Origin of the sequence: Bradyrhizobium sp. (assembly GCF_036009065.1) — a bacterium.
Taxonomy (GTDB): Bacteria; Pseudomonadota; Alphaproteobacteria; order Rhizobiales; family Xanthobacteraceae; genus Bradyrhizobium.
Map to the genome: position 1 here is coordinate 1 of NZ_DASYMN010000441.1, position 1663 is coordinate 1663.

The following is a 1663-nucleotide window of genomic DNA, read 5'->3' on the forward strand; positions in this document are numbered from 1 at the left end:
GATGGCGACCGTCAAGGAATTGAAGGCGACCGCGCGTCCCGTTGGCGGCAAGGGGGCCGCACGGGCAGAGCGTCGCGCCGGCCGAGTGCCGGGAGTGATCTATGGCAACAACCAGCCCCCCGTGACCATTTCGGTCGACGATACCGATCTGCGCCAGCGCATCCTGGCAGGGCGGTTCCTCACCACGATTTACGACATCGATCTGGAGGGCCAGAAGCACCGCGTGATTCCGCGCGACTTCCATCTCGATCCGGTCAAGGATTTCCCGCTGCATGTGGATTTCATGCGGCTCGGCGAAGGCGCCACCATCCGCGTCAGCGTTCCCCTGCACATCCAGAACGCGGAAGCCGCCCCCGGCGTCAAGCGCGGCGGCACCGTCAACATCGTCACCCACACCATCGATCTGGAGTGCTCGGTCGACAACATCCCGCAATATATCGAAGCCGACGTCAGCGATCTCGAGATCAGCCACTCGCTGCACTTGAGCGACGTCAAGCTGCCCGCCGGCGTGAAGTCGCTGACGCGCGAGGACGTAACCCTGGTCACCATCGTGCCCCCGTCCGGCTACGCCGAAGAGCAGAAGGCCGCGGCTGCTGCTGCCGCTGCCGGTACGGCGGCGGCTGCCGCACCGGGTGCTGCGGCTCCGGCGGCAGGCGCTGCAGCTGCGGCTCCCGCGGCAGGTGCTGCGGCTCCGGCGGCAGGTGCCAAGGCGCCCGCAGCCGCGAAAGCGCCGGCAGGCGGCGACAAGAAGAAGTAAGCTGGCGCGGGATGCCGCGTCATGCTGCTGTTTGTCGGACTCGGCAATCCCGGCGCGAAGTACGCGCATAACCGGCACAATGTCGGCTTCACCGTCGTCGATGAAATTGCGCGGCGTCATGGTTTCGCACCATGGCGCCGCCGCTTTCAGGGCGAGACCGCGGAAGGCACGCTGGAGCGCGAGCGCATCATCCTGCTCAAACCCATGACTTACATGAATGACTCCGGGCAAGCGGTGCAGGAAGCCTCCGGCTTCTTCAAGCTCGCGCCGAACGAGATCACCGTATTTCACGATGAGATCGAACTGCCGCCTGCCAAGCTGCGCGTCAAAGTCGGCGGCGGCATCGCCGGTCACAACGGCCTGCGCTCTATCTCGGCGCATGTCGGCAACGACTATCGGCGCGTGCGGATCGGGGTCGGCCATCCCGGCGTCAAGGCGCTGGTGCATGGCTACGTGCTGTCGGATTTCTTCAAGGAAGAGCGGCCGTGGGTCGAAGGCTTGCGGGAGGCGATCGCCGACAACGGCGGGCTGCTGGCGGCCGGACGCGACTCCACGTTCCAGAACAAGGTGCACCTTTCGATGCGGGCCAAGGGATTTTTGTCAAAGGAAGATAGCGGCGAGAAGCCGGACTGACTTCTCACACCGCCAAATACAAACACCGTCATGGCCGGGCTTGTCCCGGCCATCCACGTCTTGACATGAACGAAGAAAGACGTGGATGCCCGGGACGAGCCCGGGCATGACGAACTCTGAAGCAGAGGAAATCATGGGATTCAAATGCGGTATCGTCGGCCTGCCCAATGTCGGCAAGTCGACGCTGTTCAATGCGCTGACCGAGACGGCGGCGGCGCAGGCGGCGAACTATCCGTTCTGCACCATCGAGCCCAATGTCGGCGCGGTCGCGGT

The 1663-nt window shown here is 64.6% G+C and carries 3 protein-coding genes; all 3 read left to right on the forward strand.

The genetic code is table 11. The annotated features are described in order from the left end of the window. The first annotated feature begins 1 nt into the window (after window position 1). Window positions 2–757 carry a 50S ribosomal protein L25/general stress protein Ctc gene (locus VGP39_RS26205; protein ID WP_327570998.1) on the forward strand — a complete coding sequence of 252 codons (756 nt, stop codon included), beginning with the start codon at window positions 2–4 and terminating at the stop codon, window positions 755–757. Between the two features lie 21 nt (window positions 758–778). Then, window positions 779–1390, forward strand: a complete 612-nt coding sequence (gene pth / locus VGP39_RS26210) for an aminoacyl-tRNA hydrolase (protein ID WP_327570999.1) — start codon at window positions 779–781, stop codon at window positions 1388–1390. A 133-nt stretch (window positions 1391–1523) separates the two neighbouring features. After that, the coding region (locus VGP39_RS26215; protein WP_327571000.1) for a GTPase at window positions 1524–1663 on the forward strand (140 nt) is incomplete at its 3' end.